The following is a 24741-nucleotide window of genomic DNA, read 5'->3' as shown; positions in this document are numbered from 1 at the left end:
GAAAATGCCCTATGGCAATTACGTAATTCAGCTTTTCCCGTATTTTGATCGAGTGCAAAGGACGTGAAATTACAGCTTCAATACTTCACCTCACGTGATAGGCTGCCAATCATTGATCTTTCCGCTTGTAACGGAGCAGGTAAAGTTTAGCGCGATTGGTTTTCCAACGACGAAAGAGATCATTTCCGAGATATCCATGTCCGGCGCCTTTAGGCCGCACCGCCAAGTACGCGACACGCGCCAGCAATCGACACCGTTGCTTTAGCAGTCTTAGCTTACTTTTTCTTCGGATTATCAGACATATTCGGCAGTGCTCGAAAATCACAACTAGAAATGTCCTAATCAACATCTATCGCTTCCCCCTATTAAAACCCTGTCCGTGCCGAATAAGAATTAAGCCGTCGAATTCAAATAAACGTGATTCGAGAGCAGGCGCGACTCGCCGACAACAGTGTAAGAACTGTAGTCCTCGCAAGTGACGCGATGGATTCCAGACGCTAAACAAAACGCGCATGGAAGGTCAATTTTTCTGAGCGCGCACGAGTCCATTCATCCGAACAGATCGCCGCTTAGCACGCGAGCATCCCAAATGAATCGACGTGCGCAACTAGAATCAGTCAAAGAGGAACAAGAAGAGATGAATTCCGGCTCGTTATTCGAAGTCTTCGTCCGCAATACAAACCGTGGAGTAGCAGCCTCTTACACCAGTCTACGGGACGGAGAAACCGTCGAACGCACATTGACTCACGTCGAACTACTCCAGCGTGCCAGAGCGTTGGCAGGGTGGATGAAGCAGAAGGGCTTCTCGGGTAAGCGCGCCATCATGGTGTTCCCAGTTGGCTTGGAGTTCGTGGAAGCGTTTCTGGCGTGTCTCATGGCGAATGTTATAGCGGTGCCGGTTGCACCGGTGCCGCTCACGGGCGACTCCAACAAGGTTCGGCGAATGCTCGCGATCATGGAGGATTGCCAGCCATCGCTAGTGCTGGGTGTCAGCAAGAGTATCGGCAATTCGGCGCTCTTCGTGGGACGGTATCCCCAATATGGAAACCTGACGTGGCTGGAAGTCGATCGATTCGACGAATGGGATTCGTTGTCCGACTTAAGCTTCGACATGCCGTCTCCCGAAGCAATTGCATTGCTGCAATACACGTCTGGCTCCACGGGCATGCCCAAGGGAGTCATGCTGTCGCACCGAAACATCCTCAGTAATTTGCAGCAATGGGATCAGGGACTGGGGCATGACGACGACAGCAAGCTCGTCTGCTGGGTGCCGCATTACCATGATCTCGGCTTACTGTACGGCATCCTGTTCCCGATGTATCGATGCATCTCGGCCTATCTGTTGCCGGGCGTTGCGGTCGCGCAGAAGCCATCGCGCTGGCTGCGCGCGATTTCGGATTTCAAAGGCACGCACAGCATGGGGCCCAACTTCATCTACGGGCATTGCTGTGAGCGCATGACAGAGCAGGAATGCGAAGGTCTCGATCTGTCTTCCTGGCGCATGGCGCTCAACGCCGCAGAGCCGATCCGCGCGGAAACCGTGGAGCGATTCACCCGAAAGTTCCGGCCGTTCGGCTTCGATCCTCTCGCCATGACGGCGGCCTACGGTCTGGCCGAAGCGACGTGCATCGTCACAGGCCAGAACTGGGATTCGCCATGTCGCATCCTGCGCTTGTCCGACAAGGAACTGCAGCGCAACAAGGTCCGGTTGGCGGGACCGGACGAGACGGTTGCGTCCCTGGTGGCCTGCGGTCAGCCGCTATCGGACACCATCGTGAAGATCGTCGATCCCGCAGGCTTGACCGAATGCGCGCCGGACGAGGCCGGGGAAATCTGGGTATCCGGCGACAACGTGGCGAGCGGCTACTGGATGCGGCCCGACGAATCGGCGGCGACGTTCGGCGCCACCCTGCCCAGCGTTCCCGGCAAGGTTTTTCTGCGCACGGGTGACCTCGGTTTCATTCACGAGGGCGAAGTCTTTACGACCGGGCGCATCAAGGATCTCATCATCGTGCGGGGGGCAAACTATTATCCGCAGGATGCTGAAAGCCTCCTCGAGCGCGCCCATCCTGGTTTCGTGCATGGCTCCTGCGCTGTTTTTTCGGTGCTAAAAGAGGGCGAGGAGCGCGTGGTCGTGGTCCAGGAACTCACGCGCGGACATCGCAACGGCCCTTATGAGGAGATGTTCGATGCGATCCGGCGCGCGGTGGGGGCGGCGTTCGATCTCCCGGTGGAATCCATCGCCCTGATACAGCCAGGCACCACGGCCAAGACCTCGAGCGGCAAGATTCAGCGCCGCCAGTCCAGGCAGGCTTTTCTCGACGGTAGTCTGCGGCTCAAACTGACGGGAGATTTTGGATTCGCGTCCAGAGATCTTGGTTCGCTGCTCAGCGGTCAACAGTTGTCGTTCGGCCCGCTGGCCATCTCCTTGCCGATTTTTGACGGCGGTAGGAACAAGGCAAACCTCGCGGCGGCGGATGCGCGCTACCAAGAGGCTGTGGCATCGCACAAGAGCAAGCTGTTGCTGGCGCTGAAAGAAGTCGACGATGCGCTGACTGAAATCGCGACGAATGAAACCGCTGTGACGGGACGACAGCAAGCGCTCGATGCTGCCAGACGAGCAATTGCAGTCGCCAAGGCCCGTCAGAAGAGTGGCTTGACCAACTACCTGGATGTGCTGGAGTCGGAGCGCACGATGCTGACCATCGAACGAGCCAGCCTGCAAAACCGCATGCGGGCGCTCGTCGCTAGCGTCGAACTAGTGCGTGCGGTAGGCGGGGGATGGGACGCAGGGAGTGCGGTAACTCCCGGCCAGTTGGAGTGATGGCGTCGCCAGGATGCGCGTTGAGGCGCCTCCTGGCGACGCGACGCTTCTACGACGATGCCAACGGCTTCGCCTTCTGGGCGGCGATCTTCTCCACAAGACCTGCGAGCCAGCACATGGGACACCCCTTGAGCAGGAAGAGGGCGGTGACAAAGCAAACCATGGAAAACAGCTTCACTGCCGAGGCGGAAAAAATCAGGAAATACATGCCCGCGCCGATGAGAAGGAGCGCTAGAACTCCCCTCAACAGATGAATGGTGATAGATCGACTGCAATACATGGATGCCTCCGAAATGAGTGTTGTCGATGCGTCTTCGGGAAGATTCGAACGGAGTTCGTTATCCCTTAAGTCTTCGGCCCACCATCGCGCACATTGGACAAAAACCGACGAAACCCATCACGACGAACGACACGCCCGCAACGACAAGCAGCCACTTGAGCCACGGCTCCATAGGGATGACGAACGCGACGATGGCGACAGCCACGCCAACGCTGGTTCGAAGGGCACGCTCCCACAGAGGCAGGTTTTTCTGAAAAAAAAGTGCAGACATATGCGTTTGTTCTCTTGTTCGATTAATGAGTTAAGACGGCAAGCTTTCTGTTTAGATGTGTGCGAAAAAGCTAAATTGAAGCTATCTTGAGCAGCTGATTCTGCGCCGATGGGAATACTTGCGCTCGCAATAAATACATTTTCCACTTGCCAGCAAATCCGCTTGAAATTCGTTATGCGAAGCAAATATTCAATGCTAAGGATATGCGTCATACATGAACGATGTCAATGAGTTGATCGTGATCTTATTATGAGATAAAAAATGATTAGGTATTCTTATATACGTCATTTTTATCGATAGGAAAGGGAGATTGCCAGGGCGCACGCAAAATCGGCGATTCGCGGATTTTCACCGCCTGTGTTGTCGCCGATGTTTGCTTTAGTCAAGGCAAGGCAACGCACGCGTCGCCGACGTTGCGCTTAACTCGAGAATTGCTCGTTAGCATCAGGCGGCAATCGGCCACCTAAACTCTTTGCCGAGATAAAAAACGTCAGGCAGGTCAAAGGACGATCTACCCTATAGCTTTTTCAATTCCCGGATTGTGTCGCAGCAAGTTCGGAAGAGGTCGGGTCGGCCTTAAGCCACGTCATCAACATTTCATCGATTGGCGGCTAACGGGCGGCGGCCGGTTCGGTCGTGTATTCATCGACAAAGTTCGCGGTCGAAGGCATCACGGAAGCCATGCATGCCGAGTTGAAGCCGCTGAACGTTCACGCGACGGTGGTTGAACCGGGCTGTTTCCGTACGGATTTTCTTGATGCGTTCTCGCTGCTCGCCGCGCCCGACGTGATCGATGAGTACGACGAAACCCCGGGCGCAGTTCGACGCACGACATTAGAATATGCGCGCTACATTCATGTCGAGGCCAATTTGAAATGTCCGATATCCGGCTAAATTGAAATGTCCGGTTTGGGGTCGGTTCCTGCTTCCAAAGAAGACAGTTTCCCCACCGAGGCTGCCCGCATTTCGGCACTTCTGAGCATCATCGCGTTCAGGTCGATCTGCTTGAGTTCGCGTTGCTTGCGCGTGTTGTTGGCGCGCATCTTCGGGCGCACCTCTTCGCCCCGATTGGTGCGTGAGGGCGCTGACTTGATAGGGCGATTGTCGCGCTCCATCTGCACCTGCCTCGACAGCGCAAGGACGTGTCCAAGACGCTTGTTGTCGACCTCAGCGCCCTGGTCGACATGGGACAGGCGATCATAACGCCGACAGGGCAACGCCGCGCCATTCGCCCAAATCTCGATGCGCCCGTCCGGGTACTCGTACACATCGAGATAGCGATGGATCAAGGCGCGCGTCGCCGGCGAATCTTCAAGCAGGTACATCACGCGATCGTATTGCACCGTCAGCGAGGCCGAGACGCAACGAGATTCGCGTGCCGTCAGAATCGAATCGAGATCCTCGTCGGCACGCACCGGACGATGCGCGTCAAAGTCGCTCTTCGCGCGCTTGCCGAAACGGTCGTTGAAGTCGGCGATGGAAGTGGGGCGCATAAGCATTCGCGGCCTCCCACGTGTCGATCTCGCGCAGCCGCAATTCCTTGACGAGCCGATCCTGCAAGGTCAAGTTGGCACGCTCCACGCGCCCCTTCGCCTGACTGCTGTTGGCGCACAGGGTCTCGACGTTGAGCTCGTACAAGGCCCGGCCAAACTGCGTGACCCCCTTGTCAGCCTTGCGCGAGCCCCGGTTGAGCGAGAACACACTGGCTTTATCGCTATGCAGCGCCAAGGGCTTGCCGTGCTGCTCGATGTAGCGGCGCGTTGCCTCGAAATAACTGAAGGTCGATTCGGTGGCCGTGAAGTGCAGGGTCATCAGACGGCTGGTGGCATCGTCGATGAACACCAGCAGCGTGCACGCCGGCGCGCGAGCTTCGAACCAGCGATGATCGCTGCCATCGATCTGGATCAGCTCGCCATAGCACGAGCGACGGTTGCGCGGCTGATGGATCCTTGGAGGACGCTGTCGACGTGGCGTCCAGAGTCCGGCGCCGATCATGAGCCGCCGAACGGTTTCCTTGGCCAGCCGAATGTCATGACACTCGCGCAGCTTCTCGCAGGCAAGCGTCGGGCCAAAATCGCTATAGCGCTCTTTGACGATGGCCACGGCCCGGACCGCCAAGCCCGCGTCGACACGATGATTGCCCGTTTGACCGCGCTTGCCGGAAACCAGGCCCGGCGCGCCTTGTTCGCGTAACCGCGCACTGAGACGCCGCACCTGTCGTGTACTCAGTCCAAGTCGCTCGGCGGTCCGCCACGGTTTGAGCAGTCCGTCGACCACTGACTGAATCACTTTGAATCGGTCCAACTCGCGCATCGACATGGTAATCGTGTCCGTTGCAGCCATCGCGGTCTCCTGCGCCGAAGCATCGGCGCGGGGTAAGCTTAGGCGGTTCGAAGCGGACATTTGAATCTGGCTAAAAGCGGACATTACAATCTAGCCGCTACAACGCAAATCTGCGCTAATTTATCTTATGTAAAGTTTTGCTAGCTGTGGTCGAAGGGTGAATCATTAGACAAAAAACGGCGCCTACGTTATTGTATCGCCCCCACTTAATCTCCCTGGGGAATCTAAGTGCCCACACAGGTACGACATGGCCGCATCGAGGATTTTCTCGCCCTAGCAGATGGGCTTTCGTGCAGGGACATCGCGCGTTTACTTCGCTGCTGCCTGCGTACAGTCAAAAATTATGTCGCTGGTCGCTCGCCGATTCCTTGGCATCGAATCGAAATTCTTCGCACATTGCTCGACGATTCCCGCGACGCACCGAAATGCAAGTGCATACGCGGAGATCCAAACGAAGATGGGAGCGTGGTCGCAAACCTTGAAGATGGCATAGCAACCGAAGACGTTCCGCCTGAAGAGCTGCTCGCTTGGGTTGGAACTCATGCCCCACACTACCTCTCTAGCAAACGCAGCTTCTCTCACTACGTTAAAGGCTGGAACGTCGTCGACAAGATTCGACGCGCTAAACGCGAAGGCACGTTTCGATCGGTGCAATCGAGATGGAGGAAACTTGCTCTCGATCTGGCCACGTCATGGCGTTGTTGCTTTTCGCCGTAAAGGGGCCGGGTGTTTTCGGCGCAATGGCGCCAGCGAAAGGCGCCTGATTCGGGGCTCGAACGGGGATCAAGAATCCTTGTTTTTACCTCCTTTCGCAAGTGCTGATTTGTTGCTCTCGGGCATCGGGCGTGGAACACGGTAGCTCTCGCCGTCGAGCACGACGCGGTATGCCGCGTGTCGCAAGCGATCAAGCGTTGCAGCGCCGAGCATTTTGTTGGTCGCGAACGCGTCGCCCCATTCCGTAAAATCCAAATTACTTGTTAAGACAGTCGATGTACGCTCGTACCTCTCGGCAATCAGATCGTGGAAGTCTTCGTCTTCGGGCGTGCGCATGGGTTTCAGTCCAAAGTCGTCAATGATGAGCAACGGCACCTTGGCAAGCGCCTGGAATCGCCGTTCGTAGGAGCCCACGGCTTGCGCGTTGCGTAGCGTGCTGAGAAGCCGAGTCTGAGTCATGAACAGGACATCGTGACCTTGCCGGGCGGCGGAGTGGCCCAGTGCCTGCGCCAGATGGCTTTTGCCTGTTCCGCAAGGACCGGCGATCAGCACGCTGACCTTCTCATCGATGAAGCGACAGGTCGCGAGATCATGGACGACGGCGCGATTAAGATTGGGTAGCCGGTCGAAGTCGAAACCTTCCAGTGTCTTCTGTCCACGGAAGTTCGCGCGGCGCATGCGGGCGTCGAGCTTTCGATGATCGCGCCGTGCGATCTCGTCCTGGATAAGCAACGTCAGGAAATCGGTATAGGCGAGCTTACGGTCGATGGCTTCACGGTTGCGTGCTTCGAGCGTGTCGAGGATGCCGGACAGTCGCAATTGCTTAAGAGAAGACGTGAGTTCGGGAATTGGATTCATGTTCAATGGATCAGGAGAGTCTGGGTATCGCGGCAGAAGCGGCCGCCGTGGGTGTAGGTGGTCGAGCCTGACTCAACAGGTTCAATCGACAGCCAGGTCTGATCGAGGCCTTTCTGCAAGATCAGCTTGACGGCTTTGTAGCTCGGCGTGCCGAAGTGATTCGCGCGACGGCAGGCCGCCTCCAGGCGCGATGCGCCGAACTGCTGAGCGAAGCGCAGCACGCCCTGGACGGCGCGCAGCTTGATGAGAACCTGATCGCCGAAGAGCGTGTGAACAAGCGCGTAGCATGACGGCCCGATACGTTGTGCTTCTCTCAGACACCATTGGGTGTCGTGCATTTGCCAGGCCTGTGCTGCTGGCGGCATGTGATCGGCCACAGTGATACGCGTTCCTGGCGTAGTCTGGCGGACATGCGATGCCGACAGTTCGTGCTCGTAGTAGAGCTGCACCATGGTGGCGGTCGCCTTGAGCCACAGATCTTTACCGGCAAGCCGGAACGGCACAGAATAGTAGGCGCGCTCGAATTGCACATGGGCGTCGCGATGAACCTTCACGCGCGCCCAGGTTGCCAGCTCGGGCGGCACATCGGGAAGCGGCTGCAACAGCGCCTGTTCGACATCCTCGAAACGCTTGAGCGGCACTTCGCGCGTCGTGCCATGCGTCCGGGTGCTGGCCTCGTGCATCACCCAGGCTCGCGCTTGCCGGTTGGCGTCGTCAAGGTCACGGAATTCGCGAAGAGGAAGGAAACTCGACTTCACGTATTTGACGCCCGACTCGACAATTCCTTTTTTAGCCGGGTCCCTCGGCGGACACGGATCGACCTTGAACGAATACCCTTCGGCGCATTGCGCGTAAGCGCGCTGGACTTCGGGTTCGTAGATGCAGGCCTTGACGATGGCACACTTGGGGTTATCGATGATGACGCGGCCCACTACGCCATTGAACCACTCGAAGGCGTGACGGTGACATAGCAACCATGTGTCGACGCTCTGATCGCGGACAAACTCAACGTATTGATGCCGCGACCAGCACAACGTCATCACGAAGAACCACGTCTTGTGGACCTCACCGGTGTGTGCATCGGTGATGGTCGGACCTGCGCCGAAATCAACTTGCGCGGCTTCTGCGGGTTTGAACTCAAGCCGCATCGGAACATCCGGCGTGAGCTCCGCCTTCAATTGCTGAAGTAGCCTGTAGACGGATGAGTAGCTTCCCGTGTAGCCGTGGTTGCGCACCAGCGCGCTGTGAATCGTCGTGCCGGGGACGCCCGCGTCGTGCCACTGGGCAATCTGTTCGCGCCACGGTTCGGCCGACGAGATACAGCTCGCGGGCAGGAACTCCTTGTGGCTGAACGCTGTAGCAAGCTGCGCGTCATCCGGCAGAGCGTTGTCCGGAGAAAGCCACCCGCGCTCGGTTGCGATCTCCCGCACGGCTGCCAGCTTCTTACGGCCCATGATCTTCGACCGGTCGATATCCCGGTCGGAGTCACCCTGGCGCATTCGCACCAGAACCTGTCGATATTGGTACATCTCGAACTTCCTCTTCAAGCCACCCTCCGGAGCAAATGCGTGCCGGCAGAGTAGCGGTTGGTGAAGTTCGAGCGCCCGACTCAGACGCCAGTGGCGCCTTTACGGCGAAAATCTACTGGCGCCTATATGCCGAAAAACTTGCGGCGCCTAAACGCCGAAAACTCCCTGGCGCCTTTATGCCGAAAACGGTTTGGCTCCTTAACGGCGAAAGTTCACAGGCGTTCCGGGAAACTATTCTCGGCCGCACCGGCGTACTTTCGCAATCGCAACTAGTGTAAAAATTTTGGACAGAAAGTATTGACAAGGCTGACCCGCTGAGTGCGCTGGCACACGCGCAAATTCGGCCGCTGCCGCCCATGCTTCCACTTCATTCGCGTAGTCTTCGGGTAGCACCTTCAGATTGCGATCGCTTTTGCCCCCGATCACAACGGACTGACGCTTGCCCGCGCGGTTGTGATGCCCGTGTGTACGCACCCCAGCGTAGCTTTCGCGCTGCGCGATATGATAGCGATGGCTGCCACCTTCGCGTCGCGTGAGATTGACTTGGGTAAGCGTGCAGTCGCTTGCCTTTTATTTCGGGCTGATTTGGGTGAACAACAAATGCAGATCCTTCACATTCATCATCGCGTCGAATCGTCCGGAAAGGCGAGTCACCGATGACATATCATGCGCTTGCAGCCTCAGCCGTCTTTTCGAAGACGAGGATCTGCGAGCGACCAAACATGAGTTTGTAGCCGTTCAGAAGTTTGGTCAGTGAGCTGACCCCCGGATATGTACCCGGCGGCGTCCCTTTGACAATGCGACTCGTCCAAAGATACGAAAACGGCTTCATCGTTAGGTAGAGCGGTATGAGCACCTTTCGTTTAGATCGGTCGACACGTATTTCAGTGAGTCTACATCCCATGGAACCAAAGAAGTAGATCAAGTGAAGAGGCGTATATGGACTGATATGGCCACGGTCGAGCAACGTCCCATTGCTTTGACGCATGTTGTTCGCGCCGAATTGAAAGAACGTACCTGTAAAAAGAAACTGAAAACGAGAATAAAGGTTAGCGATGTTTGGTGTCGAAATAATTATCCGGCCTTGCGGCGCTGTCACTCTAACCAATTCCCGCATCAGACCTATCGAGTTGACTACATGCTCGATCCCTTCGAGGCACGTCACGACATCGAACTCTCCGTTAGACCATGGCAGAGGAGCCTCCATGTTTGCGCGAGTAGATCCTGGCCAACCGTTGATGTCTGCTTTAACGACCTGATGTCCTAGCTCTTCGAGTGTGGATCCAAAGACGCCGCACCCGGCCGGAATATCAAGTATTCGCTCGTTTCCACGAGAGTGCTCTGCCAAGTAGGCAAGCACAATTTCCATATACCTCGTCATGTCTAAACGGTCAAAGCTGAAACCCGGTTCCATTTCGCCTCGTAATTCGGATGAGAAACGTATGAAGATACCATTTCAGCCTTGCTTTCAACAATATGACCTTGTCTGAAAAAAGCAAAAAATCGAAAGCAGCCGGGACGTCCGCGATATGAACGCACGCTGTAACCGCCGAAGGTCCCTGCAAGCGAACTTCCTCGCTCAAGAAGCGCGCTTGCGAAAATGAGATCGGTGCTTGGCTGTTGTAGGGTCATCTCGTACCTCTAACTCGAGTGCGCTCGTAAAGCCCGCGTCGCCCGTGAGCGTGTGCACCACCCTTTTGACAAGCCAAAGCGTGTCGTCAATTTCAGGTTTAAAGCCTTTGATCGTCACTGGCAGTTCAGGAAACACCTCCGCGCGGCCGTGCGCCAATGTGTAATCCATCGTGGCCTGACTGCGCTGCACCCGCGCATATTCCGCCTTCGCTGCTGCTCGTGCCTCGGCTTCGCTCGCGTAGTCTTCGGGCAGCACTTTCACATTGCGATTGTTTTCTCCGCCGATCACAACGGACCGCCGTTTACCTGCGCCGTTGGAATGCCAATGCGCCCGCACGGCAGAATAGCTCTCGCGCTGTGCGACGTGGTAGCGATGGCTATCGCCGTCCTTCCGCGTGAGTCTCACCTCGGCAAGCGCCCGCCCGCTCGCCGTCTTGCCGGTGCCGATCGGCATGAAGAGCAAATGCAGATCCTTGACGTTCATTACTGCGTCGAAGCGCCGGGCAAGCCGCGTGAGAAACGACATATCGCTCTCATGGGTCTGATCGATATGGGCAATCGCGACCGAGGCGAGCACCTCACTCACCGCGGCTTTTAGCGAATGTCGTGATGCAATGGTGCGCACGATCGCGCCGAGTGTCTGGCCATGCCAGCTTTGTTCGCGCCGCTCGTGCATGGCATGGGTCATCGAGGCTGATCGTGCGCGAATCGTGATGAGATCGGGTGCGCCGCTGTGCTCGATTTCATCGACCGTGAAGACTCCTTTGTCAACAAGCGACTCCCCAACCCACCCGATCGCCACGCGAATGTTTGCACCACGTTTCGGTATGGCAAATGTGTTTTTGGAATCGTCGATGACGAGATCAAGCGTGTCGGATTCTTCGGCGCGCGACTCCGAGAGCGTCAGACTGATGAGCTTGGGCGCGATCAGGCGCGACAGATCACGACCATCGAGCGTGATGCGATAGTCGGCTTGCGGTTGTAAGCGTGCGTGCACGGTCATGCTCAGGAACCTTGCGCATTCGCTAACGCATCGTCGTCGACACGCTTGATCAACAAATTGAACTCGATCTTGCGAGCAACACCATCACGCGTGTGATAGCTCGCGGTCTCATTCAAGCTCTCGATGATGAACGCGCCATACACGGTGCCCGCGCCGTCAACAAGCACATACGCCTCGCCCGTGTCCCCCATCTTCGCGAGCTCGCCCAGCGAGGCGATAGCGCCAATTGAATTGTCTTGCGCGATCATGCCATTGAGCGTGATCGTGTCGTCACCGACGCCCACGTACTGACTTGCATCACGCACGCCAATGCGCGAGCTGGTTCGATGCTTCCAGTTGCGCTGGCGTTGCAATTCCTTGAGCGGCGCGGTTTTGAGACTAAAGACGAACTGTCCCAGCGACATCATCATGGCGGCTCCCTCGTGCTTACGCTTTATCCCGCAGGCTTGAGCCCAAGCGCGACTGCTTCGCGCGTTCACGGCGATCGAGCTCAGCCGCAACGGCTCGCGCGATGGCTTGCGCGTCCATGCCCGGCTGCGGATAGATGTTGATCGTGACCGCATCGGTAGCGTTCCTTGCTGCACTACCCGCTGCCGTCGCCGCCAATGGTCCGCGCGTGTCGATTGGCACGCGCGGACGTGTCAGCGCGACGGTAGGCTCAATAGACTTGGTGAGCTGCGGCACTGCCGCGATCGCAGGCGCAGCGAACGAGCTTGCCGCGACTGCCGCCAGGCCGATGGCCGCGCGTGCGACACGCTCCTGAGCGCGGTCGATGCCGAGCGCCGCGCCCTCTCCGACGAAGTGGCCCAGTGCGCTGAAGACGCGACTTGGGCTGTGGATGCCGAGCTTTGCCTTGAACCAGCCGACGGTCGAGCTCGCCACGTTCATGATTGCATCCTTGACCGACCCCATACTGCTCGTAATGCCGCTCACCAGGCCAGAGATGATGTTCGTCCCGATCGTCGCCATCGAAGCGGGGAGTGCTTTGAGCCATGCCACGCCCCCGGCAAACGTCGATCGCATATGCTCCCAGAGCGATGACGCACCGGATTTGATCGTGTCCCAGTGCGTGTAGATGGCGTACGCAGCCAGGGCGATCACAGCGACGAGGGCCGTGATCGCAAGCCCGATCGGGCTCATCAGCAGCGCTCGCCCGGCGAACATGGCGGCAGAGCCAAACATCCGAAACGCGCCGACGGCAAGCCCCAGCCCTCGCGTCAAGAGACCGCCCTTCATGCCGAGCACCGCCATGCTAAAACGCAGCAACGCGAGCGGCCCAAGGATGGCCGCCAAAGCAATCGTCAACGTCCCGCACACGGCAAGTAGCGCGGCGAATACCGCTAACACGGTAATGACGGCCTTCGCCGCGCCCGGATGCGCTTTGACCACGGTGAGCAACCGTTCGGCTAGCGAGCGCGTTTTGTCGAGCCCCGCGTTATAGAGCGGCGTGACGCGCTGACCAATCTCATTTTTGAGGTCACGCAGCTTGGCCATTGCGGCAAGCTCTTTGCCGCTCGTTTGCTCCTGCGCAATGCCGCTCAGCGTATCAATGTCCGCCGCCACCTTGTTCTGGCGCTCGTTCTTTGCAATCTGATTGCGTTGCAAGAACATCGTGGTGAACAAGTTCGAGGCGGTCGAGTTCGTGAACATCGAGCCGATCGTGCTGACGATCGCTTTCTCGTCGGTGATCCCTTTCTTCGCAAGCGCTGGTAGCAACGTCTCCTTCATCCACTCATAGGGCGAGGACTTGAACTGTTCCGAATTGAGCAGCGCTCCATCGGCGAATGCCTTGACGTGGCCGTTCTTGTCGTATTCGACTTTTTTGGAATCGAGCAGTCCGAGATTCATCAGCTTGCGCGCGGCGCGTACGGTCGTGCGCCCCTCGATCAGGTTCTGGTAGCCCGACATGAGGCCCTTACCGGCGCTGCCGCGCATCTCCTGAATAAGCGGCTCCATCTGATAGAAGAACGCGTCTTTGGAAAGCGACTTGGCGGCCACGCCGCCGCGCTGAATGAACTCCATCCACTGATCACCGCCGACCCGGCCGCCGGTCGCCGATATCACTTTCTGAACGCGGTTGGCCTCATCCAGGAACGTCGCTTGGTCCTTCGTCCCGCCTCGCAGTTCGATCACCTTGAGCATGTTCATGAACTTGCGCTCATTGTCTTCGGCATGCTCTCCACCGTACACGGCGTCGTTCGCAAACTTCATCTTCGACAGGATTGGTGTTGCAACCTTTGCATGGTGTGAATCGGCAAAGACCGACATCGAGTCGCGCATCATGGTCATATTGTCGGAGGTGCTCGCGCCGTACACCTTCATGCCGCGTGCGAACTTTACGGCGTCCTGCGTGGCGTGCTCGCCCAAGCCCAGAGCCTGAATTCGTGCGATCTCATTCTGGACCTTCTTGGCCTCGCCGAGCGTCTCACCCAGGCCGCCCAGAATGTGCGTGCCGGTGCTCTTGGCCGCATAGCCGCCGATGGCCATGTTGGCCCCGACGCCCTGCATGGCTTGCATCTTTGTGCGGGCGGCCGCGATGCGCTTCTCGCGCTCCGCAAGCTGTTCGAGTTGCTTGTGCTGTTGCGCGATCGATTCCTTAGTCGCGTCGATGCTCGTCTTGAGTTCGCGCTCGTGCCGAGCCAGGCTCGATGTCGCGACACCCGCGTCCGATAGCTTCGTTCGCAACTCGCCCAACTTCGCGACCTGCTGACTATGCTTGGCGGTGAGCGTCACGGCGGCCTGCTTGGCCCGCTCGAAATCAGCAATCATGGCTTTCGACGGCGGCCCCGATGCATGCAGCGCGCGTGTGAGTTCTCCCACGGTGGCGTGAGCGGACTTCATTTCAGCCGTCGTCTTGGCAACGCTACCGGAAAGCTCGCGAAACGCGGCGATGTTCTTCTGCGTGTTGCTCAATTGGGTTAACTGCGCACGCGTTTCTTTGAGCGATGAGGCGAGCGCTTTGTTGCCTGCGAGCATGGTCTTCAAGGGCTTGGTGATCTTGTCCACCATGTCGAACATGACCCGAAGTTTCAATGCGTTGTCCACCGCTATTCGCTCCCGCTACGTTGCCGCGCCCGCTCGCGCCACGCCATCAGCTCCACTAGACCAAAGTCATCCATTACCGCAGGCGTCCAGCCAAAGACCACGGCGATGTCGGCCATCGCATCTTCTACCCTTTCAGGGATTCCAGTTTCGATTTGACGGCCTTCGACATCAAAAAACCCGCAAAGATGCCTCCTAACTCGACCAGATCAGCGGGATCGATGTTGGCGACATCGTGCTCGGTGAGCGTAGGCATGCTGATGCGCGGCAGCACCTTCGAGAGCGCGGCGACATCGAGGTTCACGAGGTCGGACAGCGACACGCCGCGCAACTCGCCCGACTTGGGTTTTCGCAGCGTGACAGTGGTGATGGTCTGCTCGCCGCGCACCAATGGCGTGTCGAGCGTGTGCGTGTTTGCATCGGCCTTCGGTTCGTTATCGATTTGATTGGTTTCCATATTCGTTTCTGTCAGTCAAAGTGGTGAAGGAATTGTGAGCGCTGCGCCCCAGCTCAAATGCCGATCGCTTTGCGAAGCGCGGCCAATAGATCCTTGCCGTTGATCTTTTCGATCGAGTTGATGAAGTCGATCTCGATGAGCTCTTGCCCGTTGATCGTCAGCTTGTAATAACTCGCGACGGTCGTGACCTTGAACGCGGTGTCGTCTTTGGCCTTCGCTGTGCCCATCTCGATCTCGCTATGCCGACCCTTGATGACAATTTCGACTGAATCGACACTGGTTGCGTCTTCGGACTGGTAGCCGCCAGAAAAGCGCAGCAACACGCCATCGTGCGTGGTCACGCCATACTGGGCGAGTACAGGACGCATCAAGCCGCCGCACGTCCATTCCATCTGGATGCCCTCTTGACCGAAATCAATCTTGATCGGCCCGCTCATGCCTGCGCCCTGATAGTCCTCCATCTTGCGGGTGAGCTTGGGCAGCGTAACCTCGGCAACTTGCCCGATAAAGCTTTCGCCGTTGTGAAACAGGTTGAATCCTTTGAGTTTGCGAGGCATACCCATGTTTTTAGCTCCTTGAAGGGGTCACGCAGCTGGTCACGGTGACGCCAACGGTTAAGGCAAATCGTTACGCGCTCACGCGCGAGGCGAAGTCTGCGAGATACCGGTCGGTGATGCGCTGACGCAGCACAAGGTTTTCAAGCGGCGGCACGGGCGTATAGTCGTAGTCGATGAACGACTGCCCAGACTTCAACGTGTCGGTTGTGTTGGGGGCAGGATCGAACCAGGCCGAGCCGCCGATCAGATAGCCTTGAGAAATCCACGCCCTGAATTTGCCGTTGATCGTCTCGATGATGTCGCGCGGCAACGACGGATGAAGCGGCCCGTCGACGACGGGCATTTGTGCTTCCGCGATCGAATCGGCGAGCACCTGTGCGGTGCGCGTCGAGTTCTCGAACGCAAAGAGCGGATCGCTGGAGCAGGTACGCGAGCCCCAGAACCGGAAGCCGTCCTTGTTGATGAGCGTCGTGACGCCTTTTTCATTGAGATAACCCGCGTCGGTAGCCGGATCTTGCAGACCCCACGAGACGTCAGCCGAGATGCCCACCACGCCATTGACGGCGACGTTCGAGAGCGTCTTGTGCCAACCGATTTGCTCGTCGATCTTCGCACGCAGACCTAATGCGTACGCCACTGACGGAACCTCGACGTTTTTCTTCGCATCGCTATCCCAGGCGATGAAGTTAGGCCAAAGGAGCATGATCTCGCGCTGGCCGAATTGGTCTCGATACGCGGCGACCTCCTCCTTGGTCTTGCACCCCCAAGCGAACGCATACGTCATCGCGCGCAACGATTGCGCAATCGGCAGCATGGCGGCGGCGACTTCCGGCCGGTCCAGTCCCGGCACACCGATAATGCGCGGCGTGACATGAAGCTTCGCGTTTGCGGCGAGAAAAGCTTTCATGCCGGTGTAGCGGCCGTCGCTCGTCACGGTCCCGATCACATTGCCGACCGTCTCGTCCTGGTCCTTACCTTCGGCCACCCGCACGACAACAGTAAGGGCCTTCGTCTGCGCGCCGATGGCGCGAAGCGTGGTAGAGAGCGTGCCCTTCTTTCCAGCTTTACCTAGCGCGTCGACGACGTTCGTGAGCAGAACCGGTGTATTCAAAGGAAAGGCGTTTTCGTCCGCATCGTCTGCCGTGCACACCACGCCGATCACAGCGGTGGCCACGGTGCGAATGGGTCGCGTGCCCTGATTGATTTCGATAACACGAACGCCGTGGTGATAGTAGGTTGGCATGGTGCGAAACTCCGATGATGAGGGTGAGTAAATACGGGAGATGAGGCTTACGGTACTGTGATGTCAGGCACCACATCGGCGTCGCTGAACACGAACCGATTGGGCGGGAGCGCGGACGGGTCGATGCGCTCGGGGGGCGGCTCGATCAGCACTCGCTCGGCAAACCGAGTCAGGTCTTCGCCCTTACCAGGCACGCCCTCCACCTGAACGGTAGCGATACCGATGGACTGCGCGCCTTGTTGCGCGACCTCGCGGTTGTAGAAGCTTGCGACCTCGACGATGCTCTGCTTCAACTGCAGATCAACAGTCACTCGGCGGACAACATGAAACGATGCGGGGACACCGATCGAGGCGATTTCAACGTTTTTTTTCAGCGGCATATGTGGATTCCAAATGAGAGATTTACAGGGGTGACACCGGCCACTCGATGTGCTTCGGGAAACCGGGTTGAGCGGTGACTGCGCGAAGCGCCTGGCGATAGACGACGAGCGCTTTGAAAGTGGAAGCATCCAACGTCGTCGGCACGCCCGCGTCTTGCTCGTCACGATGCCGATCGACTAGCCACTGTGTCGCGGCGAGCCGTTCGTTGCGTTGCTCGCGCGCTTGGGCTGCGATGACTTCCATATCCTCCACGTAACTCGCAATTGGACCGAACTCGCCCGCGACCAATCGGGCGAATAACGCCCGACCGTGCGCTTCAACATCAGTGGGCATAGCAAAGAAGACCTGTGGTTCCGTGATGCCCATCGGATGATTGGGGAACGTCACAGTGCAGCGGATGCATTGCTTTTGCTCGGGATCCATCCATTGAGGGTTCGTGACGGTGCCGATCTCATACGGATCGCGGATCACCGGCGCTTCGTGCAATATCGCGCTGGTGCTGCGAGCTGAATGCGCGGCATGACGGTTGGCATTGGTGTCGAAAAGGATTGGAATCTTCATGATTAGCTGATGCGTTGCCAGAGGTAGACATACAGCGAATGGTTGCCACCGACCTTGCACTGATCCTGCCGACGCCAGTTCCCCGAGTACGCGGCAAAGCCGCCATCAGAGGGTTGAGTCGGCGAGATATAGCCGGGACGCGAGGTGCGAAGGCAAAACGAGCCGACGCCGCCTGGATCAAGGATCGTGCGGGGCGCAGCCCAGTTGCCGAAATTAGTGTGCGTAAGGATCGCGCCGATGTAGGTGGTATCGACATACATGTCGACATTGGCGCCCCAGTTAAGCGTTACCTTGTGGGCGGTATCACTCACGACATAGCCATACCCGCCGTTGCCATTTCGGATCGGCGCGCGTGCGTTGATGCCGTTATCACGCGCAGCGAATTGAGTGTTCAGCCAGTTGGACAGCCATCCACCCCAAACACCGCCGGAGAGGTTGCCGTCGCTGGCGAGAGAGGCGTGCCCACCGCCTGCGTAGACATAGCCCAAAGACACAAGATCAGCGCCTTGCACACGCTGATTCGAATACAGTGGCCCGTTGATCGAGCCTCCGTTCGTCGTCAAGGGATTGGGCAGATTGCCAGTGTCCCAGGGCGTGACACCCGCCCATGTCGGGCGCGCGCGCGGCAAAGACAGCACGCCGCTGTCGGACAAGGTCGCGTTAATCGCGCGATTCGCGCTATTGACGAATTCGAGTTGCCGTTGCGTCGCGTTCGAACGTACAAAAGGCGAGAAGCCGTTCGCATCGAATAAGAGCGCCGGACTATAGGGAGAGCCCGCAGACTTCAGACGAACATCGCCGCCTACCGGTCCGCCCGTAGTCGAATATTTGCCGTCTAGCGCGGCCTGCAACCCGTCAATCTCGAGAATTGCGTGGTGGTGCCCACGATTGGATTTGTCAACGATGGCGTGACCGATCGCCGCTTGAACACCGGCCGGTGTCGCCGCGCGGCGAGTATCCGTGCCCGCGACGGTCTCAGCACTGGTGGCAAGCTCCACCACGCCTTGCCGTTCCGTGGTCGCCGGCGGATTGAGGAACGACGTTTCGCCAAAGACCAACTGCGTAGCATCGATCGCCGCGAACTGCATGTCACACGAGAGCAACAGCAAGGCAGCGGGCGACTTTTCCATGATCGGCGTGTCCTGCCCGTACGCGGCTAGCAGCGTGCCGTCTTCGAGATACAGCCCAAAACCGTAAAGCGAATATTGGTCTTCGCTATCGTCCGTAAGCGTCGCGTGAATCGTGTCGGGGGCCACGTTCGTGCCGCCGAAGGTGATGATGCGCTTGAGCTCGTTCGGCAGCGACTTAAGCGCCTTGCTCGACTCGAATGCCGCGGTCGCAAGACCGATCTCGACAATCTTGTGCGCATTCGTACCGTCCTTATTCGGTGCAACGAGCGCCGCGCGGCCAGCATCGGTTAGGGTGAGAAGATTTGCCATCGTCTGCTAGTCGATTCGTTATTCACATAAATTGAGTCGGCGGTACACTGCCACGCGCGCCGCAGCGCCGATCGGTTGCTGAACCTGCTTCGAAAATCCCTGCTTGAACGTGTAGTGCGCCCGCAGGGGCTTGGTGCGGTCGATCTCTGCACGGATGTCGGCTACATACTCGGCGCTCGGCACCTTGCCCTCATGACCGCTGACGGTCATCAGGATTTCGAACGTGCCTGGCCTGCCCTCCGGCTGGAGCTCGAACCACTCGCGCAGGATGAGGTTGCCACCGAAGGCTGCAACCACCTCGCGCACCGCGGCGGCCGTCCCCTTGCGACGCGCTACGGGTATAGCCTGCTTCACACGCGCGCGTTTCACGTGTTCGGGCCAATACCCTTTCCACGTATCAACGCCCAACTGCCACGCGAGCCACGGCAGGAGATCGAGACGAATCGCATCAGGATCGATGAGCGTGGCAAGCGGCGTCGGAATGTCGTCAATAGATGCGCTCGTATCGGCAAACCGGCGTTCGAGCCGAGTCGCATTGGGCGGAAGCAATCTATTCAAGGATGTACACCCCGTCGTCGATCAGTTCGATGCTGGTGCAATAAGGCGCTTGCGTCTTGGACGCTTTGATACTTTGGAGCGGCTGCTCAAGCACGACCTTCTGAACGCCCGGTGCGCGTGCGGCCGCATAGATTCCATCGAGCGTGACTTCCATCCCAAGCCGGTGCATCTGCTCGGCGTAGCCTTTCATGGCTTTGTTGGCCTCTTCAAGCGCGACCGCGCGATCGGGGCCGGAGAAGAAAGTCAACCTCGCGCGCACCTCATATTTGATGACTTCAGCTGACTTGACCGTGACCTTATCGGTGAGCGGTCGCACGTCGCTCGCACTCAACGCGGCGGCGACGGCATCAATCAAGCTCGCTTCGGCCGCGCCATCATCCAAGCGAGACAGGATCGTGACGAGCACCTCACACGGCGCGGGACTGATGGCGGTCGCGTCGAGCACATGAGCGTGCGCGTTGCGCGCAAGCGAGATATAAGCGCCTTCGGGACCTGCCACGGAGAAACGCTGTGGCGCGAGCTGCACCCGCGCACGCAGATCGGCATTGCCCTCCATCTTGGCCTTGGTCCCCTTCTCGGCGTTCGCCGGCGTGATCGTCTGCCGTTTAATGCCGACGAGCGCGGCCAGATGATCCAGGTCTGCATCGATCGCATACGCGAGCATGATTCGGCGCGCGGCATCGTTCACGCGCTGGCGCAGCGTCATTTCGCGATAGGCCAGCAGCTGCAACAAGCGCACAATCGGCTCCGATTCGAGCTTGAGTGTCTCCGATATCTCCGCCTGTTCCTCCTTGGCATGCAGCGAGACGAATTTCGCTTTCAAAGTCGACAACAAGGTGTCGAAATCGATCGTCTCGATGATGTCTGGCGACGGGAGCTTAGAAAGATCGATAGGTGTTGCGCTCATGCTACTTTTCCACTCAAGACGTCAACGCGCGCACGCACGGGCGTGCCGCTCACACCGGTCCAGCCCTCAATTTCAAGATAAAGCACCCCTTGCGCGGCCTCGTCGGCGACAAGCAGCACCCGAGTCAACGTGAGACGCGGCTCCCAGCGCATCAGCGCAGTCGCAACGGCCGCATACAGGCGAGTTCGCATCGCGCCGTTGGCCGGTGCGTCGATCAGATCGGTCAATTCGGAGCCGAAGTCGCGACGCTTGATGCACGAGGCAAGCGGCGTCGAAACGATCTTGCCGATCGACTGGTAGAGATGATCGAGGCCGGAGATCCAACGGCCGTTGAGTGCGTTCATGCCTTTCATACGGTCCTCCTCAGTCGGCTCGTTCGTCGGCTCGCCCGTCGGCGTATTGCCGACTTTCCGACCCTTCCTCCAGCGGCCGCATTCATGCCTCTGAAGTTCGCGCCCTTGATCGGCTTACTCGTCGGCGCATTAGAGCCTTGGGCACGATGCAGATGGCTTTCCACACTCACACCGGCCGCCGTCACGTCCTTCGAGAAGTGAGCACCGCCGTCAATGCGCATCGCATGGCCACCGCTCCCGCCTCCACCCTGTCCGCTCATACCGGACTGGAATGCAAATGCGCCTACGACCGTCATTGATCTGCTGACCACGACATCGCCGTCGAGCAAAATGTGCTTCGCGTCCAGCGTCGCATCATCGCTGCGAACGGTGACCGCTTTGCTTTCGACGACGACGGCGCCAGGCGCGCTCAGGTTCACCGATGCGCCGTCCGGAAGACGGACTGAGAGTGAATGCTTGGCGTGGTCGTATTGCACGAGCGCGCCATCGGGGTAGGCGATCGCGTGAACGTCGGGACTGCGACTCGGCGGCGTCACTGCATCACAGAAGACACCGCCCCAAGCCACACCTTGCGCAAGATCGCCCATTGGACAGAGCAGGATCACTTGCTCGCCGACGCTCGGTGGATTCCAGGCACGGGTCTTACCGGCGCGCAAGGTGACGAATGGCAACCAGTTCGTCATGAGCCCAGGCGCATGCTCATCATCGGGGTCGCCCACCGACACCCGCACGCTGGGCGGGTTCGTCGAGAGGTCAACCTCGGCCACTGATCCTCGGCGGATCAGGTTGATGAGAAGGCGGCGAAATTCATTGGCGTGCATGTCGCCAATCTTGCCAAGCAAGCGCGCGCGAGACGAGTAATCACCGATGTTTCGCGCCTGGACACAAAATTGTCCGCCGAGGAAAATGCTAATCGTGTGAGATATGTTTGAGCAGCATGTCGCGGATCAACTCGCGATCGTCGCGGGTGAAGCCAAGCAGCTCACGTGCGGGATAGCGATACTCCGGGCCACCGGGCGCGACATGATCCGTCTCACCGAATTGATGCACACGCGCGATCCGCGCCACGCGACCGATGAAGCCGATGGCGAGCCCGTTCGCATCGGCTTCAATGCGCATATAACGCGTCGTGCGAAGCTTGGAGAACATTGCCGAGCGCTTGATTCGGCCTCGCTTGCCGCGCAGCTTCTTTGTTCCAGACTTCAAGCGCGGCTTGCGGGGTTCATAAGCACTGCCGTCCGGATTGCGTTGCGCGGCGATGCGCGCTTGCTGGCTGCGGCGCAGCTCGCGGGCGATATCGCGCATCACCGCGCGCCGAGCAGCGGGATCAAGCTTGGCAAGCAGCGTGCTGGCCCACGTCTCCAGGCTATCGAGTTGAGATTGTGAGTCCATCGTCTGCTAACCATTCAAACAGCAACCTGTTCGCCCCCGGCATCGTCGACCTTGAGGCGCTTGCTGATAAGCTTTTCCGCCAAGCGCAACAGATAGTGCGTAAGCGGCCACCTCTGGCGGCGTCTCGCTCAGTAACCTTACCCACTCACCGTATGCGCTGATATCGCCTACATAGCCCACAGCTTGGCGACGGATCAGATTTGCGATCGCATCGCTTTGTTCCATGCGATTCATTGAGGTATTTGAGGACATGACTTGCTCCAACATCGAATGTTTCAACGAAGCGAGCGGACGGATTCAATTCAGCTTTCCCAAGGCTGCTGGGCGGATTGTGAATCATCAACATGTGTCACTGTTCGCGCGCCATTCTCAACCGTCACGACGACACTTTCGGTGAGTTGCAGCTTGATAGACACGTCGGCGGTGCTGTTGCCAAGAATGTCGATCTCGTAAGTGATGCCGCTTTCACGCTGATCCCAGTTCGTTACAAGGTCAGGCTGATGCGCGCGGACCCAATTAATCACCGCGATGAATATGTCGTCTGCCTGGCCCGCGTAATCAAGCACTAGCACATTGAGCACGTATCGGTATTCGAACGAGCTCGACTTCGCGCCGGTCGCGGCAATCGATCCTTGATCGATAAATACCGTCAGCTTGTCCGGGTTTTCAGCAAGCGTCGGAATAGCGGCTGCGAGCGCCCCGCGCAAACTGCCAGGTTTAATCATGCTTTGCATCCTTGCTCTGCGCGGCGTTCCGCGTCTGCGCGCGAGCCTGACACTCGACGATCAGATCGACTTTCGCGGCGCACGTGGCCCACGCGCCCTTCGCTGTTGTCAGTGCGTCCTGTAACTCGCCGTTAGTGCGTGGTGACATCGCCGGTAGACCGCACGGCGTGATCGTCTGGCACTGCTGCACTAAAATCTGCGGAGCCGGTGTAGGCTGGATTGGCTGACAAGCGCACAACATCATCAGGCAAAGCAGTGTCGGCCCAAGCGTGAACGGTCGGACTGTCATGGATGGCTTCCCTCATCGCTTGGCGTTGCGTCGAGATAGTCTTCTCGGCAGCGGCCGTCGCCCTGTCGAGCTGCGCTTGCTGCCGCGCTTTTTCAAGAGCGTCACGTTGAAGATCGCGAATGGTCCTATCGCGATCTTCAATGCGCTGGCTCGCGGCGCGCAGTAGTCCACTTTCCACCCCGAGCTGCGCACGCAACGCTCGGACATAAAGCACGGCGCTGACCGACGCTGCAATGAGCAGTGCGCAGACAGCGAGCTTAAATTTGATCGCGAGAAAGTTCATGCAGTCGCTTCGGCTGGCGTTGGCTTAGGCGCGAGCGTAGGCGTAGGCGCATAGCGCTCATACGCGCGCGCAAGCTTCACGTCATAGAGGTTCGCCTTGTACGCCTTGCCGTTATAGCCTTCAGCAAACGCCTCCCAGCGGCGCGATTTCAACGCCGCGAGCAGCTTGGCGTCAGCGGCAACGAAACGCACGAATGCATCGAGCTGCTCCCTTTCGCTCGCCTCCATACGCGACACGAACTCTTGCGGGCTTTGATAATCGAGTCGCTTCCAGTGTTCGCCCATGACCTGGAAGGCGCCCCAGCTCGTTGCCTCCCAGGCGGCGACTGGTGCGAGCATCTGAGCCCACGCGAGCCGCACATATTCCGCCGATCCGCCTTCATAGCCGCCACGGGTTTCCGACACAATGTTCGGGTAGCGAGCCGCGAGCGGATTGGGGTCGATCCCGTGGGTCACCAACCGCTCCCAGAATACGTGGCGCTCGAACAGGATGACGGGTCGGCCATCAGCAAGGAAGCCTTCGCCGCGAGACTCGACCTCGTTCACCGCACGCACGCACTCGACAGGAACATCGAGTGAGGCGGCCGCTTTAACGATATCCGCATCAGCAAGATGCTTGGCATCTCGCTTTCCGGTTGCAAGCGCAAGCATGGTCTTCGGCCCTGCAAGGCCGTCGATCACGAGACCCGCGTCGGCTTGTAACTTTTTGACGGCAGTCTCGGTAGACTCATCAAATACATGCGTCACCGCGAGCTCGAAACCTGCGCGAAGCAATCGGTGCTGCAAAAGCGCCACCTCATCGCCCATCGAGCCAAATCGAAGGATCCTCATTGTTCGCCACTCCATAAAAGGCGCGCCACGTTGCCGCGCGCGCAGAACACAAAAAACGCGAGCAAAACCGACCGCGCGGCTTCGAGGAAGTCCACGTGCCGGGGATGCAGCGCCAGCTCGATTGCCGAACATCCAAGTACGCTCACGAGCGACCAGGCAAGCCATGAGACGTGAGCTCGGTGCCGAGCGCCGTTGCGCCGGAAGAACACGATGCGCAGCGCCGCCACGACGTGCGCCATCAAGGCGATGCTGGCAAAAGAGAGGTTCATG

Annotated in this window: 27 protein-coding genes and 2 pseudogenes; 2 read left to right on the top strand and 27 right to left on the bottom strand. The window is 58.5% G+C overall.

Annotated elements, in window-relative coordinates; all coding sequences use genetic code 11:
* Positions 1-589: 589 nt before the first annotated feature.
* A complete protein-coding gene (locus tag P9292_RS35600; protein WP_309963764.1) occupies positions 590-2824 on the top strand; it encodes an AMP-binding protein in 2235 nt (744 codons plus the stop codon).
* A gap of 49 nt (positions 2825-2873) precedes the next feature.
* Here the strand turns inward: P9292_RS35600 and P9292_RS35595 are convergent, their stop codons facing one another.
* Entirely contained in the window at positions 2874-3032 is a 159-nt protein-coding gene (locus P9292_RS35595) for a hypothetical protein (protein WP_250464678.1), read from the bottom strand.
* Between the two features lie 130 nt (positions 3033-3162).
* Positions 3163-3375, bottom strand: a complete 213-nt coding sequence (locus P9292_RS35590) for a DUF2892 domain-containing protein (RefSeq protein WP_284507706.1) — start codon at positions 3373-3375, stop codon at positions 3163-3165.
* A 582-nt stretch (positions 3376-3957) separates the two neighbouring features.
* Between P9292_RS35590 and P9292_RS35585 the strand changes: the two are divergent.
* Positions 3958-4203, top strand: a pseudogene (locus P9292_RS35585) (SDR family NAD(P)-dependent oxidoreductase); the annotation flags it as partial.
* Between the two features lie 62 nt (positions 4204-4265).
* On the opposite strand, the pseudogene P9292_RS35580 reads toward P9292_RS35585, so the two are convergent.
* The 25 genes and pseudogenes from P9292_RS35580 to P9292_RS35460 all read right to left on the bottom strand — a co-directional run bounded on the left by P9292_RS35580 (position 4266) and on the right by P9292_RS35460 (position 24740).
* Positions 4266-5694 (bottom strand): annotated as a pseudogene (locus P9292_RS35580) (ISNCY family transposase).
* An 807-nt stretch (positions 5695-6501) separates the two neighbouring features.
* A complete protein-coding gene (gene istB, locus P9292_RS35575; RefSeq protein ID WP_309957871.1) occupies positions 6502-7290 on the bottom strand; it encodes an IS21-like element helper ATPase IstB in 789 nt (262 codons plus the stop codon).
* Positions 7291-7292: 2 nt separating this feature from the next.
* A complete protein-coding gene (gene istA / locus P9292_RS35570; protein WP_309957873.1) occupies positions 7293-8819 on the bottom strand; it encodes an IS21 family transposase in 1527 nt (508 codons plus the stop codon).
* Between the two features lie 664 nt (positions 8820-9483).
* On the bottom strand, positions 9484-10233 hold the full coding sequence (locus P9292_RS35565) for a methyltransferase domain-containing protein (protein WP_309958529.1): 750 nt from the start codon (positions 10231-10233) through the stop codon (positions 9484-9486).
* Between the two features lie 165 nt (positions 10234-10398).
* A complete protein-coding gene (locus tag P9292_RS35560; RefSeq protein ID WP_309958530.1) occupies positions 10399-11454 on the bottom strand; it encodes a phage late control D family protein in 1056 nt (351 codons plus the stop codon).
* A gap of 2 nt (positions 11455-11456) precedes the next feature.
* Positions 11457-11864: a phage tail protein gene (locus P9292_RS35555; protein ID WP_250481381.1), complete on the bottom strand. Its 408-nt coding sequence runs from the start codon at positions 11862-11864 to the stop codon at positions 11457-11459.
* Between the two features lie 16 nt (positions 11865-11880).
* Positions 11881-14463: a hypothetical protein gene (locus P9292_RS35550; RefSeq protein WP_409015147.1), complete on the bottom strand. Its 2583-nt coding sequence runs from the start codon at positions 14461-14463 to the stop codon at positions 11881-11883.
* Positions 14464-14501: 38 nt separating this feature from the next.
* On the bottom strand, positions 14502-14573 hold the full coding sequence (locus P9292_RS43360; RefSeq protein ID WP_409015387.1) for a GpE family phage tail protein: 72 nt from the start codon (positions 14571-14573) through the stop codon (positions 14502-14504).
* Between the two features lie 50 nt (positions 14574-14623).
* Positions 14624-14953, bottom strand: coding sequence for a phage tail assembly protein (locus P9292_RS35540; protein WP_309958532.1), 330 nt, complete (start codon positions 14951-14953; stop codon positions 14624-14626).
* Between the two features lie 53 nt (positions 14954-15006).
* Positions 15007-15516, bottom strand: a complete 510-nt coding sequence (locus P9292_RS35535; RefSeq protein ID WP_309851341.1) for a phage major tail tube protein — start codon at positions 15514-15516, stop codon at positions 15007-15009.
* A gap of 64 nt (positions 15517-15580) precedes the next feature.
* Positions 15581-16753: a phage tail sheath protein gene (locus P9292_RS35530; RefSeq protein ID WP_309960412.1), complete on the bottom strand. Its 1173-nt coding sequence runs from the start codon at positions 16751-16753 to the stop codon at positions 15581-15583.
* 47 nt (positions 16754-16800) lie between these two features.
* On the bottom strand, positions 16801-17133 hold the full coding sequence (locus tag P9292_RS35525) for a hypothetical protein (protein ID WP_309851336.1): 333 nt from the start codon (positions 17131-17133) through the stop codon (positions 16801-16803).
* A 22-nt stretch (positions 17134-17155) separates the two neighbouring features.
* A complete protein-coding gene (locus P9292_RS35520; protein ID WP_309958534.1) occupies positions 17156-17605 on the bottom strand; it encodes a phage tail assembly chaperone in 450 nt (149 codons plus the stop codon).
* Between the two features lie 92 nt (positions 17606-17697).
* Positions 17698-19134 carry a hypothetical protein gene (locus P9292_RS43355; RefSeq protein ID WP_409015172.1) on the bottom strand — a complete coding sequence of 479 codons (1437 nt, stop codon included), beginning with the start codon at positions 19132-19134 and terminating at the stop codon, positions 17698-17700.
* A gap of 18 nt (positions 19135-19152) precedes the next feature.
* Positions 19153-19692 carry a phage tail protein I gene (locus tag P9292_RS35510; protein WP_309960410.1) on the bottom strand — a complete coding sequence of 180 codons (540 nt, stop codon included), beginning with the start codon at positions 19690-19692 and terminating at the stop codon, positions 19153-19155.
* Positions 19685-20599: a baseplate J/gp47 family protein gene (locus P9292_RS35505; protein WP_309960408.1), complete on the bottom strand. Its 915-nt coding sequence runs from the start codon at positions 20597-20599 to the stop codon at positions 19685-19687. Before P9292_RS35505 ends, P9292_RS35510 begins: the two co-directional genes overlap by 8 nt.
* Entirely contained in the window at positions 20596-20952 is a 357-nt protein-coding gene (locus tag P9292_RS35500) for a GPW/gp25 family protein (RefSeq protein ID WP_309960407.1), read from the bottom strand. The genes P9292_RS35505 and P9292_RS35500 overlap by 4 nt, the downstream gene beginning before the upstream one ends.
* On the bottom strand, positions 20949-21794 hold the full coding sequence (locus P9292_RS35495) for a phage baseplate assembly protein V (RefSeq protein WP_309960406.1): 846 nt from the start codon (positions 21792-21794) through the stop codon (positions 20949-20951). The genes P9292_RS35500 and P9292_RS35495 overlap by 4 nt, the downstream gene beginning before the upstream one ends.
* 67 nt (positions 21795-21861) lie before the next feature.
* Positions 21862-22344: a phage virion morphogenesis protein gene (locus P9292_RS35490; RefSeq protein WP_309958539.1), complete on the bottom strand. Its 483-nt coding sequence runs from the start codon at positions 22342-22344 to the stop codon at positions 21862-21864.
* A 6-nt stretch (positions 22345-22350) separates the two neighbouring features.
* Positions 22351-22596, bottom strand: a complete 246-nt coding sequence (locus P9292_RS35485) for a hypothetical protein (RefSeq protein WP_309958540.1) — start codon at positions 22594-22596, stop codon at positions 22351-22353.
* Between the two features lie 50 nt (positions 22597-22646).
* Complete coding sequence (locus tag P9292_RS35480; RefSeq protein ID WP_409015134.1) at positions 22647-23078, bottom strand: phage tail protein; 432 nt, start codon at positions 23076-23078, stop codon at positions 22647-22649.
* Positions 23062-23313: an Rz1-like lysis system protein LysC gene (gene lysC, locus P9292_RS35475; RefSeq protein ID WP_309958756.1), complete on the bottom strand. Its 252-nt coding sequence runs from the start codon at positions 23311-23313 to the stop codon at positions 23062-23064. The genes P9292_RS35480 and lysC overlap by 17 nt, the downstream gene beginning before the upstream one ends.
* Positions 23201-23641: a protein lysB gene (locus P9292_RS35470; RefSeq protein ID WP_309958765.1), complete on the bottom strand. Its 441-nt coding sequence runs from the start codon at positions 23639-23641 to the stop codon at positions 23201-23203. The genes lysC and P9292_RS35470 overlap by 113 nt, the downstream gene beginning before the upstream one ends.
* Positions 23638-24471, bottom strand: coding sequence for an N-acetylmuramidase family protein (locus P9292_RS35465; RefSeq protein WP_309958541.1), 834 nt, complete (start codon positions 24469-24471; stop codon positions 23638-23640). The genes P9292_RS35470 and P9292_RS35465 overlap by 4 nt, the downstream gene beginning before the upstream one ends.
* The gene (locus P9292_RS35460; RefSeq protein ID WP_309958542.1) at positions 24468-24740 is read right to left on the bottom strand and encodes a phage holin family protein; all 273 of its coding nucleotides are present in this window, start codon (positions 24738-24740) and stop codon (positions 24468-24470) included. The genes P9292_RS35465 and P9292_RS35460 overlap by 4 nt, the downstream gene beginning before the upstream one ends.
* Position 24741 lies beyond the last annotated feature (1 nt).

It is taken from the genome of Caballeronia sp. LZ001 (genome assembly GCF_031450875.1).
In the GTDB taxonomy this organism is placed as follows: Bacteria; Pseudomonadota; Gammaproteobacteria; order Burkholderiales; family Burkholderiaceae; genus Caballeronia.
Note: the sequence above shows the minus strand (reverse complement) of the source record. Positions and strands in the feature narration are given on the sequence as shown.

Excerpts from the sequence above, each read along its gene's own strand:
- P9292_RS35565 (WP_309958529.1), bottom strand. The coding sequence starts at position 10,233 with ATGGAACCGGGTTTCAGCTTTGACCGTTTAGACATGACGAGGTATATG.
- P9292_RS35595 (WP_250464678.1), bottom strand. The coding sequence starts at position 3,032 with ATGTATTTCCTGATTTTTTCCGCCTCGGCAGTGAAGCTGTTTTCCATG.
- istA (WP_309957873.1), bottom strand. The coding sequence starts at position 8,819 with ATGTACCAATATCGACAGGTTCTGGTGCGAATGCGCCAGGGTGACTCC.
- P9292_RS35540 (WP_309958532.1), bottom strand. The coding sequence starts at position 14,953 with ATGGAAACCAATCAAATCGATAACGAACCGAAGGCCGATGCAAACACG.
- P9292_RS35550 (WP_409015147.1), bottom strand. The coding sequence starts at position 14,463 with ATGGTGGACAAGATCACCAAGCCCTTGAAGACCATGCTCGCAGGCAAC.
- P9292_RS35485 (WP_309958540.1), bottom strand. The coding sequence starts at position 22,596 with ATGTCCTCAAATACCTCAATGAATCGCATGGAACAAAGCGATGCGATC.
- P9292_RS35600 (WP_309963764.1), top strand. The coding sequence starts at position 590 with ATGAATCGACGTGCGCAACTAGAATCAGTCAAAGAGGAACAAGAAGAG.
- P9292_RS35480 (WP_409015134.1), bottom strand. The coding sequence starts at position 23,078 with ATGCAAAGCATGATTAAACCTGGCAGTTTGCGCGGGGCGCTCGCAGCC.
- P9292_RS35470 (WP_309958765.1), bottom strand. The coding sequence starts at position 23,641 with ATGAACTTTCTCGCGATCAAATTTAAGCTCGCTGTCTGCGCACTGCTC.
- istB (WP_309957871.1), bottom strand. The coding sequence starts at position 7,290 with ATGAATCCAATTCCCGAACTCACGTCTTCTCTTAAGCAATTGCGACTG.
- P9292_RS35465 (WP_309958541.1), bottom strand. The coding sequence starts at position 24,471 with ATGAGGATCCTTCGATTTGGCTCGATGGGCGATGAGGTGGCGCTTTTG.
- P9292_RS43355 (WP_409015172.1), bottom strand. The coding sequence starts at position 19,134 with ATGGCAAATCTTCTCACCCTAACCGATGCTGGCCGCGCGGCGCTCGTT.
- P9292_RS35490 (WP_309958539.1), bottom strand. The coding sequence starts at position 22,344 with ATGGACTCACAATCTCAACTCGATAGCCTGGAGACGTGGGCCAGCACG.
- P9292_RS35460 (WP_309958542.1), bottom strand. The coding sequence starts at position 24,740 with ATGAACCTCTCTTTTGCCAGCATCGCCTTGATGGCGCACGTCGTGGCG.
- P9292_RS35560 (WP_309958530.1), bottom strand. The coding sequence starts at position 11,454 with ATGACCGTGCACGCACGCTTACAACCGCAAGCCGACTATCGCATCACG.
- P9292_RS35590 (WP_284507706.1), bottom strand. The coding sequence starts at position 3,375 with ATGTCTGCACTTTTTTTTCAGAAAAACCTGCCTCTGTGGGAGCGTGCC.
- P9292_RS35505 (WP_309960408.1), bottom strand. The coding sequence starts at position 20,599 with ATGAGCGCAACACCTATCGATCTTTCTAAGCTCCCGTCGCCAGACATC.
- P9292_RS35535 (WP_309851341.1), bottom strand. The coding sequence starts at position 15,516 with ATGGGTATGCCTCGCAAACTCAAAGGATTCAACCTGTTTCACAACGGC.
- P9292_RS35525 (WP_309851336.1), bottom strand. The coding sequence starts at position 17,133 with ATGCCGCTGAAAAAAAACGTTGAAATCGCCTCGATCGGTGTCCCCGCA.
- P9292_RS35500 (WP_309960407.1), bottom strand. The coding sequence starts at position 20,952 with ATGAAAGGCATGAACGCACTCAACGGCCGTTGGATCTCCGGCCTCGAT.
- P9292_RS35555 (WP_250481381.1), bottom strand. The coding sequence starts at position 11,864 with ATGATGATGTCGCTGGGACAGTTCGTCTTTAGTCTCAAAACCGCGCCG.
- lysC (WP_309958756.1), bottom strand. The coding sequence starts at position 23,313 with ATGATGTTGTGCGCTTGTCAGCCAATCCAGCCTACACCGGCTCCGCAG.
- P9292_RS35530 (WP_309960412.1), bottom strand. The coding sequence starts at position 16,753 with ATGCCAACCTACTATCACCACGGCGTTCGTGTTATCGAAATCAATCAG.